Here is a 15,160-nt window from a genome sequence, read left to right on the forward strand (position 1 = left end):
GACCCCCACCCTCCGTTGTCAGACCCGGCCCCTACTATGCCTGTTGAGTAATCGCGCGTGTGGGGTGGGTAAGGTTCCCAGGTATTTCTGGGGTGCATGTTCCGTTCCCAGCAAGGTGATTCGGGAGATTTACGGGGGGGTGGGTGGGCTGATGGCTTCCGCAGCTCGGACCGGAGCTCAGGGGCAGGCAGGGGCCGTTGGGGCCGGCGCGTCGTCGACCCGTGGGGCTGTCGTGTTCCATCTGCGGGCGCGTTCCGCGCAGTTCGGATCGTCCCGCTTGCAACGACTGGTGCTGATCGAGGTCGCGGCGGCCCTTCTGCTGGCCGCGTGGGTGGTGGATCCGCTGGCCGTCGTGCCGACCGCCGTCGTCGCCGCTGTGCTGGTGCTGCTTGCCGTCGTACGCCGTCGTGGCCACGCATGGCACGAATGGTTCGGCACCGCGAAGGCGTTGCGGGCACGCAAGCGCCGAGCCATGAGTACGCCGATACCGCCGGGTACGGAGCCTGCGTTCGCCCCGGCCGTCGAATGCGACCCCGCCCTCCGTACGTACGCCTACGGAGACCGGGATCGGCGGCAGGTCGGGATGGTCGGGGACGGGACGTTCGTGACCGCCGTGCTCCAGATCGAGTCGGATGCCACCGCCTTGCGGGCCGAGCGCGGGCGGCAGCCACTGCCGGTTGGGCTCGTACGAGACGCCTTGGAGGTGGACGGGATTCGGCTCGAGTCGGCGCAGATCGTGCAGCACACCCAGCCTGCGCCCGCGCTGCATCTGCCGCAGCAGTCCGTGGCTGTCAGCAACTACGCGCCCCTTCAGGCCCAGACCGGAGCACCAGCCGTACGGATTACCTGGGTTGCCCTGAAGCTTGATCCTGAGCTCTGCCCCGAGGCGGTGGCGGCGCGTGGGGGTGGGCTTGTGGGGGCTCAGAAGTGCGTGGTGCGGGCCATGGATCAGCTGGCCAGTCGGCTGACCGGGGCCGGGTTTCGGGCTACTGCGCTGACCGAGGAGCAGTTGGCCGCCGCCATCGCCACCTCGGCGTGTGCCAATCCGCTCGTCACGGCGCAGGCCGGGCGGGCCGAACTGCCGGAGCGCAGGACTGAGGAGTCCGCGCGCGCGTGGCGCTGCGACAACCGTCGGCACACGACCTACTGGGTGCGGCGCTGGCCGCAGTTGGGGAACGCGGGTGGTCCGTCGCTGCCTCAGCTCGTCGCATCGCTCACCGCCCTCCCGACGCTGGCCACGACGTTCAGCCTCACCCTGCGGCGCGGCGAGCGGCAGGAGGTCTCTCTGTGCGGGCATGTGCGCGTGACCGGGCGCAGTGATGCCGAACTTGTCGCTGCTCGGCGTGCGTTGGAGCAGGGAGCCCGGCAGGCGGGAACCGGACTGGTGCGGCTCGATCGTGAGCAGCTGCCGGGAATGCTCGCCACTCTTCCGCTCGGAGGTACCCGCTGATATGGCCGTCACGACCACCGCGGCTCCCGCGGCTCCCGCCGTGCCGTCCGCTCCGGGCCGTGGGTTCCGTGCGGCGGTGCGCAGTGGGTTCGGGCTGCTCGGGCCGCGGCACGGCCGCCATACGATTTCCGCCGAGCAGGTGGACGCGCTCGCGTTGCCCATCGGTGACGACGGCGTCGTGATCGGCGTGGACGGGCAGGGGCAGCCCGCCGTCCTCGGGGTCAATCGGCCTACTCCGTACGACGTGCTGCTGATCGGCGGGCTGTGGACGGCCCAGGTCATCGCGTTGCGGGCCGCCGCGACGGGAGCCCGGGTGGCCGTGGAGACCGGGCGGGCGGAGGCCTGGGGTCAGCTGGTGCGGGCGCTTGGTGTCGGGCCGAGTGGGATGTCGGTGCATGACGTGGGGCGGGTGCCGCCGATGGGCGCGTCAGCCGGGAGTCCGGTGCTTGTGGTGCGGGACTGCGGGATGCGGCCTCCGCGCGGGCGGGTCGTGTCCGGCCCTTGGCAGTCGGTGCTGACCGTGCTGCCGTACTTGAGCCCGGTGGCACCACGGCTGATCCGGCAGGCCCGGCTCGTGGGGGTACAGCGGGTGTCGCCGGATGAGGCGACTCAGATCGGGCGGTCCCTGGCACTGCCCAGCGGTGACGTCGAGGCCCTGCCGACTCTCACGGACGGGGTGACACTCTGGTGCGGCGATCGTGACCGGCAGTACGTGATGACGCAGGCCACCGATGCCGAGAACGGACTGCTGGGTACCGCGCGGCGGATGGACTGATCCGCATGGGCGGATCTGCATGGACTGATCTGCGGTGGCCGAGGGAGGAGCCTGGCGGACCGGCGGATGATGCGGGCCGGTCCGCTCGGGAGTTGCCTCGGAGAGATACCGCCCTGGAGTTACCGCCCAGGAATTAGCTCGCGCGCCCCTGCTTCGCGCTCTCGATTCCGATCGTCAGCCAGACCCACTCCTTCTTCTTGCCCCCGGTCGGGCCCATCGCCCGTGGGGCGCCGAAGAAGAGGCGGCCGTTCTGGACGACGATGTCGTTCGAGTCCGGGGCGGTGAGTGTCCAGCCCTCGATGGGCAGGCTGTAGTAGAAGTACGGGGTTTCCTTGCCGGTCTTCGGGTTCAGGCTCACCAGTGCCGAGGGCGTGATGTGGTCGGTGCTGTCGCGGAGCGCGAGGAGTTGGTCGCCGCTCATCCGCAGGGGGTAGAGCAGCTGGTTGCGCCCCGACTCGAACTTCAGGACCGTCTTGCCGGTCTTGAGATCGAACGACACGATCCGGTTCGCGTTGTTGACCATGTCGCCGTGCGGGTCCTCGCGGCTCGTGACGAAGACCTGGTCGCCGCTGACGACAGTCGAGGGGCAGTTGTCGACCGCGCCGAAGTCCAGTGGGTCCTCGCAGTTGACGACGTAGTGGCCGCCTTCCAGCCGGACGGTGGCGCGCTGCTTTCCGCGGTCGTTGAGGGAGATCAGGTGCGTGACCTCGACGTCGCCCGCCGCGGGCGCGATGACCGCGGGCTCGGCGGAGAGCAGGTTGACGCCCTTGACGCCGTCAGCGACCTGGTACGTCCACTTCGCGTCGCCGGTACGCGGGTCCAGCTTCCGTACCTGGTACGTCGTGTCCTTGGGGTGGACACAGGAGAGCAGCATGAGCAGGCCTCGATCGCCCGCAAGGCCCATGTGCTTGCAGTCGGAGACACGGCTCTTCTTCCAGAGACGGCTCCCCTTGTCCATGTCGTACGCCGCCGAACCGTCGCCCCAGGTAACGGCGACCGTGCCGTGCGTCAGGGTCACGCTCGTGGGGTCCTGCCCGAAGACCGTGTCGGAGGTGGGGAAGCTCTTGTCCCAGAGCTTGTCGCCCGTGTTCAGGTCGACGAAAGACACGTGGTCGCACGGCGACTCCTCGTCCTCCCCCGACCGGTGGAGGACAGCGGTGCGGCCCTGCACGGTCACGTGGCGCGTCACTCCGCAGATCGGGCCCGCGAGCCTGATGCTCCAGGTCTCGTCGCCCGCCGCCGCGTCCTTGCCGATCTTGAATCCCACCAGCGTTCTGTTGATGCCCTTGGCGAGGATCTTGTCCGTGGCCCAGGTGCCCGGCGTCGTGTACTCCTCGCCGGGCCCCATGTCATCGGCGGAAAACCGGAAGGCCATGCTTCCCGAGGTGTTCGCCGGGCGCTTCTCGACCGTCTGCCTGACGTCCAGCCGCCCTTGCGGGACGGTGGCCGACGTCGACTTGTTGTCGCCGCCCGCGGGGTCGTCGCCCCCGAACCAGAGAAAGCCGCCACCCGCGCACAGCACCGCGACCACGACGACGAAGACAACACCGAGCAGCTTCCTGCGGCGGCGATTCCTTTGTGTGCTGTCTGCCACCAGCGTGGACTGCGTGTACGAGGAGGGAGGCGGGCCGAAGCTCACTTCGTGAGGTCCTTTCTGCACCGACGCGGGTCTCGGGGCGCGAGTCCGCCACCCACTGCTTTTTGTCGAAGCTTTTTGTCGAAGCTCTTCGTCGAAATCGGACCCACTATGCAGGGCGGGTGATCACGTGCGTGTGGCGGGTGGGGATTCTGCCCGAGAGGCCCGAGAGGCCCGAGAGGACGGACTTGCGCTCGCCTCTCGAATTTGCGCCATGTTGTCGCTTGTTGCGTGGTTTGCCCCTGCTGTTTCGACGGTGTGCGGAGCTACGGAGCGGGGCGTGACGGAAAGGACAGTGTTCGTGGGGTGGCCTGCCCTGCCGTGCTGGTGGTTTTGGTGATTAGGCTGGGACAGGGCGCGACGCCAGAACCCACGAGTGGGTCGTTCGCGTCACCAACGGGGAGAGCCAAGGCGGATCGGACGACAGGAACGGTCGCCCCCCACCACGGCACGAGGGTGCTCGACCACACCAGGAGGCATTGTGAACAGCGATCGGGACGAGATCCGCGGGGGCTGGGACTCACCCGTCGATGATCAGTCCGACGCGGAGTCCGCTGCCGAGACGACGGGCGAGTTCACCATCGACTACGCCCCGCCTGCCTGGTATACGCAGAATGCGTCCGGCAGCGCGGGGGAGACGCCTTCGCCTTCGGCGTCGCCTACGGATGCGGGTGCGGGTGCGCCTGCGGCCTCTGCTGAGCCGACTCCGGCTGCTCCGACTGCGGCTGCTTCGGCGCCCTCCGCTCCCCCCGTAGCCCCTGAGCCTCCGGTTCCGCCGGTCGGGCCGCCTGCCGCTGTGCCGAAGCTGCCTGTGGGGAGCGGGTTTCAGCCTTCTCCGGAGCCGGCTGCTCCTGAGGGGGAGACGCCTTCGGGGGGTGCTGCCGACTGGAGTGGTGCCGTTGCCGGTGTGGCCTCCTCTGTGCATGTGACCGGGGTGGTTCCTAAGCCTGAGGTTGAGCCTGCGGCTGAGGTTGAGAGCCTTGGGGGTGGCGACCTGGAGAGTGGCGCCACCATGCGGTTCTCCTCTGCCTCGCTCAAGCGAGAGATTGCGGAGCGGGCCGCTGCTGAGGGGGCTGATGCCGAGAAGGCGGATGACTCAGGGGTTGGCGCAGGGGATGGCGCAGGGGATGACCTTGGCTCTTCGGAGGCCTCGGATGCGGATGAGTCGGACGAGGTCGGTTCCGTGGAGTCTGGTTCCGAGGAGTCTGCTGGGGCCGCCGATGAGGCCGGTGAGGTCGATGCTGACGACCGTGGCGATTCGCCTTCCGCTTCCGTCGAGCCTGTAGCCGAACTTGGCGACCGTGCCCCCGATCTCGACGTCGACCTCGAAGCGCCTGTCTCGGATGACTCCGATGATTCGGATTCGGATGATGACGACGCTGTGGCTGCGGATGAGGTAGAGGCTGATGAAGCCGATGAAGCCGATGAGGTGGACGGCTCTGATGTCGTCGACGACATCAGCGATGCCGTTCCTCAGGACGCCGTGCCCTCCTCGCCTGTCGATGAGGTACAGGACTCCGTGCCGCCCTCTTGGACTCCGCCGCCCGCGCCGCACGGTGGGCTTCCGCCGCTGCCGCCCGCCTTCCAGCCCGCCGCGCCCACGTCCGCGCCGCAGTGGCCCGAGCCCGTGCAGCAGCAGGCGCCGGTGCCGCAGCAGGCTGAGCCCGCGCCTGCTCCCGCTCCTGCCCCTGCCCCTGCCCCTGCGCCCGTTCAGCCGCAGGCTCCTCTGCCCGCGCCTCCGGCGTGGCCCTCGCCTACCGGGCCGGTGGCTCCTTCGCCGGTCGCGCCCGCGCCGGTCGCCGATGCTCCTGTCCCGCCGACTGGGTACGGCTTCCCGCAGGCCGGTGCACCCGCTCCGACTCCCGTGACGCCTGCGCCCGCGCCCGCCCCGACTCCGGCTCCGGCTCCGACTCCGGCTCCCCAAGCGCCTGTTCCGCCTGCCGGTTATGGATTCCCGCAGCAGGGCGCCGCTCCTGTCCCGCCGACCGGGTACGGCTTCCCGCAGGCCGGTGCGCCTGCACCGGCCCCGGCTCCGGCCCCGGCCCCGGCTCCGGCCCCCCAAGCTCCCGTCCCGCCTGCCGGTTATGGATTCCCGCAGCAGAGCCCTCCCGCCCCGGTCAATCCCAACTCCCCTCCCCCGCAGGGCAGTTACGGGTTCCCGCAGCCGCCCGCGCCGCCAGCCCAGCAGCCCCAGCCCGCACCCCCGGCACTGGCGCAGGCCAACCCGAACCTGCCCGTACCGCAGGCAATGCCCCAGCCCCCTGCCCCCGTACAGCCTCAGCCGCAGCCGCAGCAGCCGCTTCCGGCTCAGCAGCCCCAGCCGCAGGCGCAGCCTCAGCCGCCCATCGACCCCCGCACCGGCGCCGCCTGGCCGCAGACCGTGCAGCACGATCAGCGCGAGCGGACCAACCCCGGGGCGCCGATCGGCTACACCGCCGCCGTCGAGCTCTCCTCCGATCGCCTTCTCCGCAACAACAAGCCGAAGGCCAAGAGCAGTCGGCCCGCGGCCGGTGGTTCGCGGTTCAAGCTCGGCGGCAAGAAGGAAGAGGCCGAGCGGCAGCGGAAGTTGGAGCTGATCCGGACTCCGGTCCTTTCCTGCTATCGCATCGCCGTCATCAGCCTGAAGGGTGGTGTCGGTAAGACCACGACCACCACCGCGCTCGGGTCCACGCTCGCCACCGAGCGACAGGACAAGATCCTCGCGATCGACGCCAACCCCGACGCGGGCACGCTCGGGCGCCGCGTGCGGCGCGAGACCGGGGCCACCATCCGTGACCTCGTCCAGGCGATCCCGCACCTCAACTCATACATGGACATCCGGCGCTTCACCTCGCAGGCCGCGTCCGGGCTCGAGATCATCGCCAATGACGTCGACCCGGCCGTTTCCACGACCTTCAATGACGAGGACTACCGGCGCGCCATCGACGTACTGGGGAAGCAGTACCCGATCATCCTGACCGACTCCGGTACCGGGCTGCTCTACAGCGCCATGCGGGGTGTTCTCGATCTCGCCGATCAGCTGATCATCATCTCGACGCCGTCCGTGGACGGGGCCAGCAGTGCGTCCACGACGTTGGACTGGTTGTCCGCGCATGGGTACGCCGACCTTGTCTCGCGTTCCATCACCGTCATCTCGGGAGTGCGTGAGACCGGGAAGATGATCAAGGTTGACGACATCGTGTCGCACTTCGAGACGCGGTGCCGGGGTGTTGTCGTCATTCCGTTCGATGAACATCTCGCCGCCGGTGCCGAGGTCGATCTCGACATGATGCGGCCGAAGGTTCGGGAGGCGTACTTCAATCTCTCCGCGATGGTCGCGGAGGACTTTGTACGGGCTCAGCAGCAGCAGGGGCTTTGGACTTCCGACGGGAATCCGCCGCCGGTCGTGGCTCCGCCCCTGCCGGGGCAGGGGGGCTATCCCGGGCAGGCCCCGCAGCCTGGACAGGCGCCTTATCCCGGACAGGCGCCCCACTCCGGGCAAGCGCCCCACCCCGGGCAAGCGCCGCAGCAGCCGTACGCGCCTCAGCCTCAGCAGCAACCGCAACCTCAGCCGCAGCCCGGTGCGCAGCCCTATCCGCAGCAGCCGGGGGCTCCGCAGGGGTGGCAGAACTCGGCGGCTCCGCAGGCCCCTGCGCCTGGGCAGCCGTACCAGCCCGGCGCCCCTTATCAGCCGCCGGGCGCGCCTCAGCAGTAGCCTCCGTCGATCATGACTGGGCCCGCACCGCTTTCTGGTGCGGGCCCAGTTCGTTGACCAGGCGCCCCGCAGTCATCGCAGTCCCCCGCAGTCCTCGCAGTCCCCGCAGCCCCCGCAGTCCTCGCTGACGAACAAACTTTCCCACCCACCCGTCCGATTGCCCCGCAGCCTTGACCAAGCAGCGAAGAGAGCATGGGCGGGTGGGCCGACACCCCGCCGGGCCACCCCAGCCTCCGCCCCCACACTCCCCCACCTGCCCCTCCCCCCACCGTCACCCCCCGACCAGCCACGCTTCACAGGTCTTGACCAATGCGGATGAAATCCGGGTCAACTCGTTATTTCCGCAGGCCACATGGGGTTCACCTGCCGTTGACTGGCGCAGACTGGCGCTGGTAGACACACACATCAACCAGCTGGCGTTACTTGATCAACTAGCCATCCCTGTGCGAGCGATGACGCGAGGTCACCGACCCATGGACACACAAGATCAGCACGGCAGAACACGGTCTCATCCCACCACGAAGGCTCCACCACGCCGCCGTCTCCATCTCCTCCTGGCCGCCGGAGCCGGCGCCCTCGCCCTGACGGCAGGTCTCGCCTCTCCCCTCAATCCGGCGCCCCAGCAGGCCGAGGCCAAGGCGGACGGTAAGAAGACGCTCACCGTGGCGGTGGCGCAGAGCGTCGACTCGCTCAGCCCGTTCCTCGCGCAGCGGCTGCTCAGCACCAGCATCCTTCGCCTCACGAACGAGTACCTGACGAACTACGACGCCAAGGACAACCACGCGATCCCGGGCTTCGCCACCAAGTGGAAGCCCTCCGCGGACAAGCTGACCTGGACGTACACCATCCGGGACAACTCCAAGTGGTCGGACGGCAAGAAGGCGACCGCCGAGGACGCCGCCTGGACGTTCAACAAGCTGATGTCCAAGGAAGGCACCGCCACCGCCAACTCCGGATTCGTCGCCAACTTCAAGAAGGTGACCGCTCCCAGCCCCACCGAGCTGGTCGTCGAGCTGAAGAAGCCGCAGGCCACCATGGCTGCTCTCGATGTGCCGATCGTTCCCAAGCACATCTGGGAGAAGGTCGGGGACATCAGCAAGTACAACAACGACAAGACCTTCCCCATCGTCGGCAACGGCCCCTTCATCCTCACCGACTACAAGACCGACCAGTACGTGAAGCTGAAGGCCAACAAGAACTTCTGGCGCGGCGCGCCCAAGTTCGACGAGCTGGTCTTCAAGACGTACAAGGACCAGGACGCGGCCGTCGCGGCGCTCAAGAAGGGCGAGGTCTCCTTCGTGGCCGGCCAGCCCGCCCTCACCCCGGCGCAGGCCGCCGAGCTCAAGGGCACGGACAACATCAAGGTGAACGAAGGGCCGGGACGGCGCTTCTTCGCCCTTGCCACCAATCCCGGCGCCCAGACCCGCGACCGCAAGAAGTTCGGTGACGGCAACCCTGCCCTCCTGGACAAGAAGGTCCGCCAGGCGCTCTTCCTCTCCGTCGACCGCGAGGCGCTGGTCGACAAGGTCTTCCAAGGTCACGCCGTAGAGGGCGCGGGCTACATCCCGCCCCGCTTCTCCGACTACGCCTGGAAGCCCTCAGCCGAGCAGAAGCTGTCGTACGACCCCAAGAAGGCGGGCCAACTCCTCGACCAGGCGGGGTACAAGAAGAACGGCGACGGCAAGCGCGTCGGCAAGGACGGCAAGCCGCTCGACTTCCGCATCCTCTGCCACGCCACCGACCCGAACGACAAGGCGGTCGGGAAGTATCTGAAGGAGTGGTGGGGGGATCTTGGGATTGGACTCAAGGTCAACTGCCTCGATGATGTGTCCGTGCCCTGGTACGCGGGCGAGTACGACCTCGCCTTCGACGGCTGGTCGGTCAACCCCGACCCGGACTTCGTCCTCGGCATCCACGCCTGCAACGCGCTCCCGGTGAAGGCCAAGGAGAGCGCCGCGACGGACAACTTCATCTGCGACAAGAAGTACGACGAGCTCTACAACAAGCAGCTGGCCGAGTACGACCCGGCCAAGCGCGCCGAGACCGTCAAGCAGATGCAGTCCTGGCTCTACGACTCCGGGTACATGAACGTCCTCGCGTACCCGAACGCCGTCGAGGCCTACCGCACCGACCAGATCAAGTCCATCACCACCATGCCGACCGCCGCGGGCAACATCTACGGCCAGGACGGTTACTGGTCCTGGTGGTCGGCGGAGCCCGCGGATGGGAAGAGTTCCTCCAAGGATGGAAGCTCGACCGGTGTCATCATCGGTATCGCCGCCGCCGCGGTGGTGCTCGTCGGCGGTGGAGTCCTGTTCGCCCTGCGCCGCCGTTCGACCGCAGAGGACCGCGAGTAACGCATGACCGCTGACAGCAATCCCGCACTGCTCGACACCGAGGGCACCGCGGCGACCGACGATCCGGCAGTCGCCGGGCCGTCGGCCCGCGGGCCCCGGGCCTCGGGCACCCGTGCCTATCTCCTGTACGTGGCGGGCAAGCTGGGCGGCGCCGCCGTCTCGCTGTTCGCCGTCCTCGTCACCAGCTTCTTCCTGTTCCGGCTGATCCCGGGCGACCCGGTGAAGCAGATGACGGGCGGAAAACGCGTGTCCGCCGAGCAACTGGACTCGATGCGCAAGGAGTTCGGCCTCGACCAGCCGGTCATGACGCAGTTCTTCGACTACTGCGGCAACGCGCTGACCGGCGACTTCGGCACCTCCTACCAGTTCCACACCCCGGTGATGGACAAGATCACCACCGCCCTGCCCGCGACGCTCCTGCTCACCGGCACCGCGTTCGTCCTCTACACCCTTATCGGCATCTGGCTCGGCACCCGCACGGCCTGGCGCAACGGCGGGCTCGGGGACCGGGTCCACACGGGCCTCGCGCTCACCCTCTACTCGGTACCGTCCTTCTGGCTCGGGCTGCTCCTCATCATCACCTTCTCGGTGGGGGTGGGTCCGATTCCCGGGCTCTTCCCGACCGGCGGGCTCGAATCGGGGGGCGAGACCGGCATCGCGTACGTCCTCGATGTCGCGCACCACATGGTGCTCCCCGTCATCACGCTCGTCGCCGTCGGATACGCGCAGACGCTCCTCGTGATGCGCTCGTCCCTCCTCGACGAGATGGGGAGCGACTATCTGACGACCGCCCGCGCCAAGGGGCTGCGGGACGATCTCGTACGTCGTCGTCATGCCGTCCCGAACGCCATGCTGCCCACCGTCACGCTGATGTTCGTGAACCTCGGCACGGTGGTGGCGGGCGCGATCCTCGTCGAGACCGTCTTCTCCTGGCCGGGGCTCGGCGGGCTGTTCTACGCGGCGCTCAGCGTGCCCGACCTGCCCCTCGTCCAAGGCCTGTTCTTCGTCTTCTCCGCCGCGGTGATCCTGATGAACATGGTGGCCGACGTGATCTATCCGTTGCTCGATCCCCGGGTGGGCCGATGACGACCGAATCCGCACCGACCGAATCCACACCGGCCGAATCCGCACCGCCGGCCCAGCTGAAGAGCGCGCGAGCCCTCGCCTGGGCCCGCAGGCGGCACTCGGCCGCCCGCTTCTGGCGCGCGTACCGCACCCACCGGGCCGGGCTCTTCGGGCTCGCGGCCCTCGTCGTGATCGCGCTGGTCGCCGTCTTCGCACCGGTCCTCGTCGGCTCGGACGCGCAGAACGTGACCGACGCTCCGGGCAAACCCATGGAGTCGCCGAGCGGCGAATTCCCCCTCGGCACCGATCAGTTCGGGCGCGACCTGCTAGGCCTCCTGGTGTACGGCGCACGGATGTCGTTGACCGTCGGGCTGCTCGCCGCCTTCCTTTCGGTGACCATCGGCACCCTCGTGGGGATCACCGCCGGGCACTTCAAGGGCTGGTACTCCACGGTCATCATGCGCGTCACCGACTGGTTCCTCGTGATGCCGACGCTGGTGCTCGCCATCGCGCTCGCAGCGGTGATGTCAGGATCGATCTGGACGATCATCCTGGCGATCGGCGTGACGACCTGGCCGACGACAGCGCGCCTGGTCCGCGCCCAGACCCTCGCCGTGGAGTCGCGCCCGTACATCGAGCGAGCGCAGGCACTCGGCGGCGGTCACGGCCACATCATGACCCGGCACGTCCTGCCCAACGTCATGCCGCTCGTCCTCGCCCAGACCACTCTCGTCATCTCCAACGCCATCCTCACCGAGGCGACGCTCGCGTTCCTCGGCCTCGGCGACCCCACAGGCGTCTCCTGGGGCGGACTGCTCCAGGACGCGCGTGAGGCGGGCGCGGTCAGTGCGGGCGACTGGTGGTACCTCGCTCCGCCCGGACTCGCCATCGCCGTCGTCGCACTCGCGTTCACGCTGTGCGGGCGCGCCGTGGAGTCCGTGCTCAACCCCAGGCTGGGGGTCTCCCGTTGAGTGATTCGAGCAAGGTGACGGAGACCGAAGTGACGGAACATCGCACGGACAAGACCGCGGAACAGCGCCTCCTCGACGTACGAAATCTCGAAGTGACGTACGCGACCGGGGCGGCCGCGGTGCGCGGCGTGAACCTCACGGTCGACGCGGGCCAGAAGCTCGGCGTCGCGGGCGAGTCCGGGTGCGGCAAGTCGACCCTGGCGCTCGCGCTGCTGCGGCTGCTGCCCGCGGGGACGAAGGTGACCGGCGAGGTCCTGCTCGACGGCAAGGACATCCTCAGCATGAAATGGGGGCAGGTCCGCGCGGTCCGCTGGGCGGGCGCTTCGATCGTCTTCCAGGGCGCGATGCACTCCCTCAACGCCGTGCACCGCATCGGCGACCAGATCGCCGAGCCGATCCTGCTGCACAAGAAGGCGACGGCGGCGGGTGCGAAGAAGAAGGTCGGTGAGCTGCTCGAGCAGGTGGGACTTCCCGCCGCTCGCGCGCAGGCGTATCCGCACGAGCTGTCGGGCGGGCAGCGGCAGCGCGTGATGATCGCGATGGCGCTCGCCTGCGATCCACGCCTGATCATCGCCGACGAACCGACGACCGCCCTCGACGTGATGATCCAGGCTCAGATCCTGCGCCTGATCGAGCAGTTGGTGGCCGAGCAGGACCTGGGTCTGATCATGATCAGCCATGACCTCGCGGTGCTCTCCGACACCTGCGACCGGCTCGCGGTGATGTACGCGGGCCGCGTCGTCGAGGAGGGCCCTGCCTCCGAGGTCTACGAGAACGCTCAACACCCGTACGGCAAGGCCCTGTCGGCGGCCTTCCCGCGCATCGGCGACGCGGCGTCCCGCTTCGCGCCGCGCGGCCTGCCCGGCGACCCGCCGGACCCGTCCGCGCTCCCCACGGGCTGCACGTTCCATCCGCGCTGCACGGTCGCCATCGACTCCTGTACGACAGAGGACCAGACGCTGCGGGACGCGGGCCCCCGGCATCGCGCGGCGTGCGTGCACGCGGGCGCAGCGCTTCCGGCGCAGCCGACGTCCGCGCCGGCTACGGCGGAGCGGACGCCGTGAGGCCCGATGCCGTGGGCCCCGACAGATCACGTACCGAGGAGCAGCGACGCATGACGACCACCGATGATCCCCCGCTGTCGGCTGATCCCCCGCTTTCGGCTGATCCGCTGCTGTCTGCGGGCGACCTGCACATCACCTTCCCCGGCCGCCGCGGCGCCCCGCCCGCGCGGGCCGTGGACGGCGTGGACCTCGACATCGGGCCGGGCGAGATCGTGGCCCTGGTCGGCGAGTCCGGCTGCGGAAAGACGACCCTGGCCCGTTCCCTGCTCGGTCTGGTGGCGCCCACCTCGGGCAAGGTGACCTTCGGCGGCAAGCCGCTCGACTACTCCGGGCGGGCCTTGAAGGCGTACCGCAAGCGCGTACAGCTGGTGCTCCAGGACCCCAGCGGGTCGCTGAATCCCCGTCACACCGTGTACGAGGCTGTCGCCGAGGGGCTGCGCATCCATGGGTACGCGGGTGACGAGCGGGCGGCGGTCGCCGGGGCCCTCTCGCGGGCCGGACTCCGCCCGCCCGAGCGGTTCTTCCTGCGCTATCCGCACGAGCTGTCGGGCGGTCAGCGCCAGCGTGTCGTCATCGCGGGCGCGCTGGTCCTCGAGCCCGAACTGATCGTCGCGGACGAGCCGGTGGCCTCGCTCGACGCGTCCGTACGCGGCGAGATCCTCGCTCTGCTGCTGCGGCTCCGTGCGGAACTGGGGCTCTCCGCGCTCGTGGTGACGCACGATCTGGGGCTCGCGTGGAACATCGCGGACCGTGTCGCGGTGATGTACCTGGGGCGGATCGTCGAGACGGGGACGGTGGAGGAGGTTCTGACGTCGCCTCAGCATCCGTACACCCAGGCCCTGTTGTCCGTCCTGCCGGAGGCTCCCGGTGATCCGGTGGTCCTTACCGGAGAGCCGCCGGACCCGTCCCGCATCCCGGGCGGATGCCGGTTCCACGCACGGTGCCAGGTTCTCGACTCGGGTGAGGCCGAGAGGGCCGGGGTGGCGGACCGCTGCCGGAGTGAGGATCTGCCGGTGTTGTCCGGCGGGGGCGGGACGCAGGTGGCCTGTCACTGGGCCGAGGCGCTGGTTGCCGAAGGCACGCCCTAGCGTCTGCGGGTGCGGGTGCGTCGTGGTTGCTCGCGCAGTTCCCCGCGCCGGCGCCCCTTACGGGGCGCGGAACTAGGCGCCGTCCGCTTCGATCAGCTCGCGCGATCGCTTCACGTCGTCCGCCATGGCGACCAGCAGCTCGTCGATCGAGTCGAACTTCGCCTGGCCGCGCACGAAGGCCAGGAAGTCCACGGCCACGTGCAGGCCGTACAGGTCGAGCCCGACACGGTCGATCGCGTACGCCTCGACGGTCCGCTCGGTCCCGTCGAACTGCGGGTTCGTCCCGACGGAGATCGCCGCGGGCATCGCCTCGTCCTGCGCGTGCAGCCAGCCCGCGTACACGCCGTCGGCCGGGATGGCCGTGTGCGGCAGCGTCTCCACGTTGGCGGTGGGGAAGCCCAGTTCGCGTCCGCGCTGCGCGCCGCGGACGACGACGCCCTCGACACGGTGCGGGCGGCCGAGGATCTCCGCGGCGCCCGCCACGTCGCCCTCGGCGACCAGGCGGCGGGTGAGCGTGGACGAGAAGGGCTCACCGCCCCCGGCCTCGCCGCTCACGTACAGGTCGATGACGTCGACTTCGTAGTCGTACGTCGCGCCGAGCTCGGTCAGGAAGGCGACGTTGCCCGCGGCCTTGTGGCCGAAGCGGAAGTTGGGGCCCTCGACGACCACGCGCGCGTGGAGCTTGTCGACGAGGACCTTGACGACGAAGTCGGCGGGCGACAGCTTCGAGAACTCCGTGGTGAACGGCAGGATGAGGAGCGCGTCCACGCCGAGCTCCGCCATCAGTTCGGCGCGCCGGTGGTGCGGGGCGAGCAGCGGCGGGTGGCTGCCGGGGCGCACGACCTCGCTGGGGTGCGGGTCGAAGGTGACGACCACGGCGGGCACTCCGAGCTCACGGGCACGTGCCACCGCGCGGCCGATGATGAGCTGGTGTCCGCGGTGTACGCCGTCGTAGGAACCGATGGTGACGACGCTGCGCCCCCAGTCCTGGGGGATGTCCTCCAAGCCACGCCAGCGCTGCACTGTCTTTGCTCCTCGCCGAACCCGTGTCCGAGTGTGT

The 15,160-nt window shown here is 69.2% G+C and carries 10 protein-coding genes; 8 read left to right on the forward strand and 2 right to left on the reverse strand.

The window, feature by feature from the left end:
• The first annotated feature begins 151 nt into the window (after positions 1-151).
• Positions 152-1,450, forward strand: a complete 1,299-nt coding sequence (eccE, locus tag ACGFSB_RS30705) for a type VII secretion protein EccE (protein ID WP_393405977.1) — start codon at positions 152-154, stop codon at positions 1,448-1,450.
• 1 nt (position 1,451) lies between these two features.
• Positions 1,452-2,225 carry a hypothetical protein gene (locus ACGFSB_RS30710; RefSeq protein ID WP_393405979.1) on the forward strand — a complete coding sequence of 258 codons (774 nt, stop codon included), beginning with the start codon at positions 1,452-1,454 and terminating at the stop codon, positions 2,223-2,225.
• 133 nt (positions 2,226-2,358) lie between these two features.
• Here the strand turns inward: ACGFSB_RS30710 and ACGFSB_RS30715 are convergent, their stop codons facing one another.
• Positions 2,359-3,864: a PQQ-binding-like beta-propeller repeat protein gene (locus ACGFSB_RS30715; protein WP_393405981.1), complete on the reverse strand. Its 1,506-nt coding sequence runs from the start codon at positions 3,862-3,864 to the stop codon at positions 2,359-2,361.
• A 478-nt stretch (positions 3,865-4,342) separates the two neighbouring features.
• Here ACGFSB_RS30715 and ACGFSB_RS30720 point away from each other — a divergent pair, with 478 nt between their 5' ends.
• From ACGFSB_RS30720 to ACGFSB_RS30745, 6 genes are all read left to right on the forward strand, one after another.
• Positions 4,343-7,555, forward strand: a complete 3,213-nt coding sequence (locus ACGFSB_RS30720; protein WP_393405983.1) for an SCO5717 family growth-regulating ATPase — start codon at positions 4,343-4,345, stop codon at positions 7,553-7,555.
• A gap of 473 nt (positions 7,556-8,028) precedes the next feature.
• Entirely contained in the window at positions 8,029-9,912 is a 1,884-nt protein-coding gene (locus tag ACGFSB_RS30725; protein WP_393405985.1) for an ABC transporter substrate-binding protein, read from the forward strand.
• Between the two features lie 3 nt (positions 9,913-9,915).
• Positions 9,916-10,998 (forward strand): ABC transporter permease, encoded by a 1,083-nt coding sequence (locus ACGFSB_RS30730; protein WP_393405987.1) that lies wholly within the window; start codon positions 9,916-9,918, stop codon positions 10,996-10,998.
• Positions 10,995-11,948 (forward strand): ABC transporter permease, encoded by a 954-nt coding sequence (locus ACGFSB_RS30735; RefSeq protein ID WP_393405989.1) that lies wholly within the window; start codon positions 10,995-10,997, stop codon positions 11,946-11,948. Before ACGFSB_RS30730 ends, ACGFSB_RS30735 begins: the two co-directional genes overlap by 4 nt.
• On the forward strand, positions 11,837-13,012 hold the full coding sequence (locus ACGFSB_RS30740) for an ABC transporter ATP-binding protein (RefSeq protein WP_393405991.1): 1,176 nt from the start codon (positions 11,837-11,839) through the stop codon (positions 13,010-13,012). The genes ACGFSB_RS30735 and ACGFSB_RS30740 overlap by 112 nt, the downstream gene beginning before the upstream one ends.
• Positions 13,013-13,062: 50 nt before the next feature.
• Positions 13,063-14,100 carry an oligopeptide/dipeptide ABC transporter ATP-binding protein gene (locus ACGFSB_RS30745; protein WP_393405993.1) on the forward strand — a complete coding sequence of 346 codons (1,038 nt, stop codon included), beginning with the start codon at positions 13,063-13,065 and terminating at the stop codon, positions 14,098-14,100.
• A gap of 72 nt (positions 14,101-14,172) precedes the next feature.
• On the opposite strand, the gene ACGFSB_RS30750 is transcribed toward ACGFSB_RS30745, so the two are convergent.
• A complete protein-coding gene (locus tag ACGFSB_RS30750; protein ID WP_393405995.1) occupies positions 14,173-15,123 on the reverse strand; it encodes a bifunctional riboflavin kinase/FAD synthetase in 951 nt (316 codons plus the stop codon).
• Between the last annotated feature and the right edge of the window lie 37 nt (positions 15,124-15,160).

This window comes from Streptomyces sp. NPDC048441, assembly GCF_043200235.1.
Classification (GTDB): domain Bacteria; phylum Actinomycetota; class Actinomycetes; order Streptomycetales; family Streptomycetaceae; genus Streptomyces.

What these genes read in the sequence shown, in the direction of transcription:
- eccE (WP_393405977.1), top strand. Translation starts at nt 152, where the DNA reads ATGGCTTCCGCAGCTCGGACCGGAGCTCAGGGGCAGGCAGGGGCCGTT.
- ACGFSB_RS30745 (WP_393405993.1), top strand. Translation starts at nt 13,063, where the DNA reads ATGACGACCACCGATGATCCCCCGCTGTCGGCTGATCCCCCGCTTTCG.
- ACGFSB_RS30735 (WP_393405989.1), top strand. Translation starts at nt 10,995, where the DNA reads ATGACGACCGAATCCGCACCGACCGAATCCACACCGGCCGAATCCGCA.
- ACGFSB_RS30725 (WP_393405985.1), top strand. Translation starts at nt 8,029, where the DNA reads ATGGACACACAAGATCAGCACGGCAGAACACGGTCTCATCCCACCACG.
- ACGFSB_RS30730 (WP_393405987.1), top strand. Translation starts at nt 9,916, where the DNA reads ATGACCGCTGACAGCAATCCCGCACTGCTCGACACCGAGGGCACCGCG.
- ACGFSB_RS30710 (WP_393405979.1), top strand. Translation starts at nt 1,452, where the DNA reads ATGGCCGTCACGACCACCGCGGCTCCCGCGGCTCCCGCCGTGCCGTCC.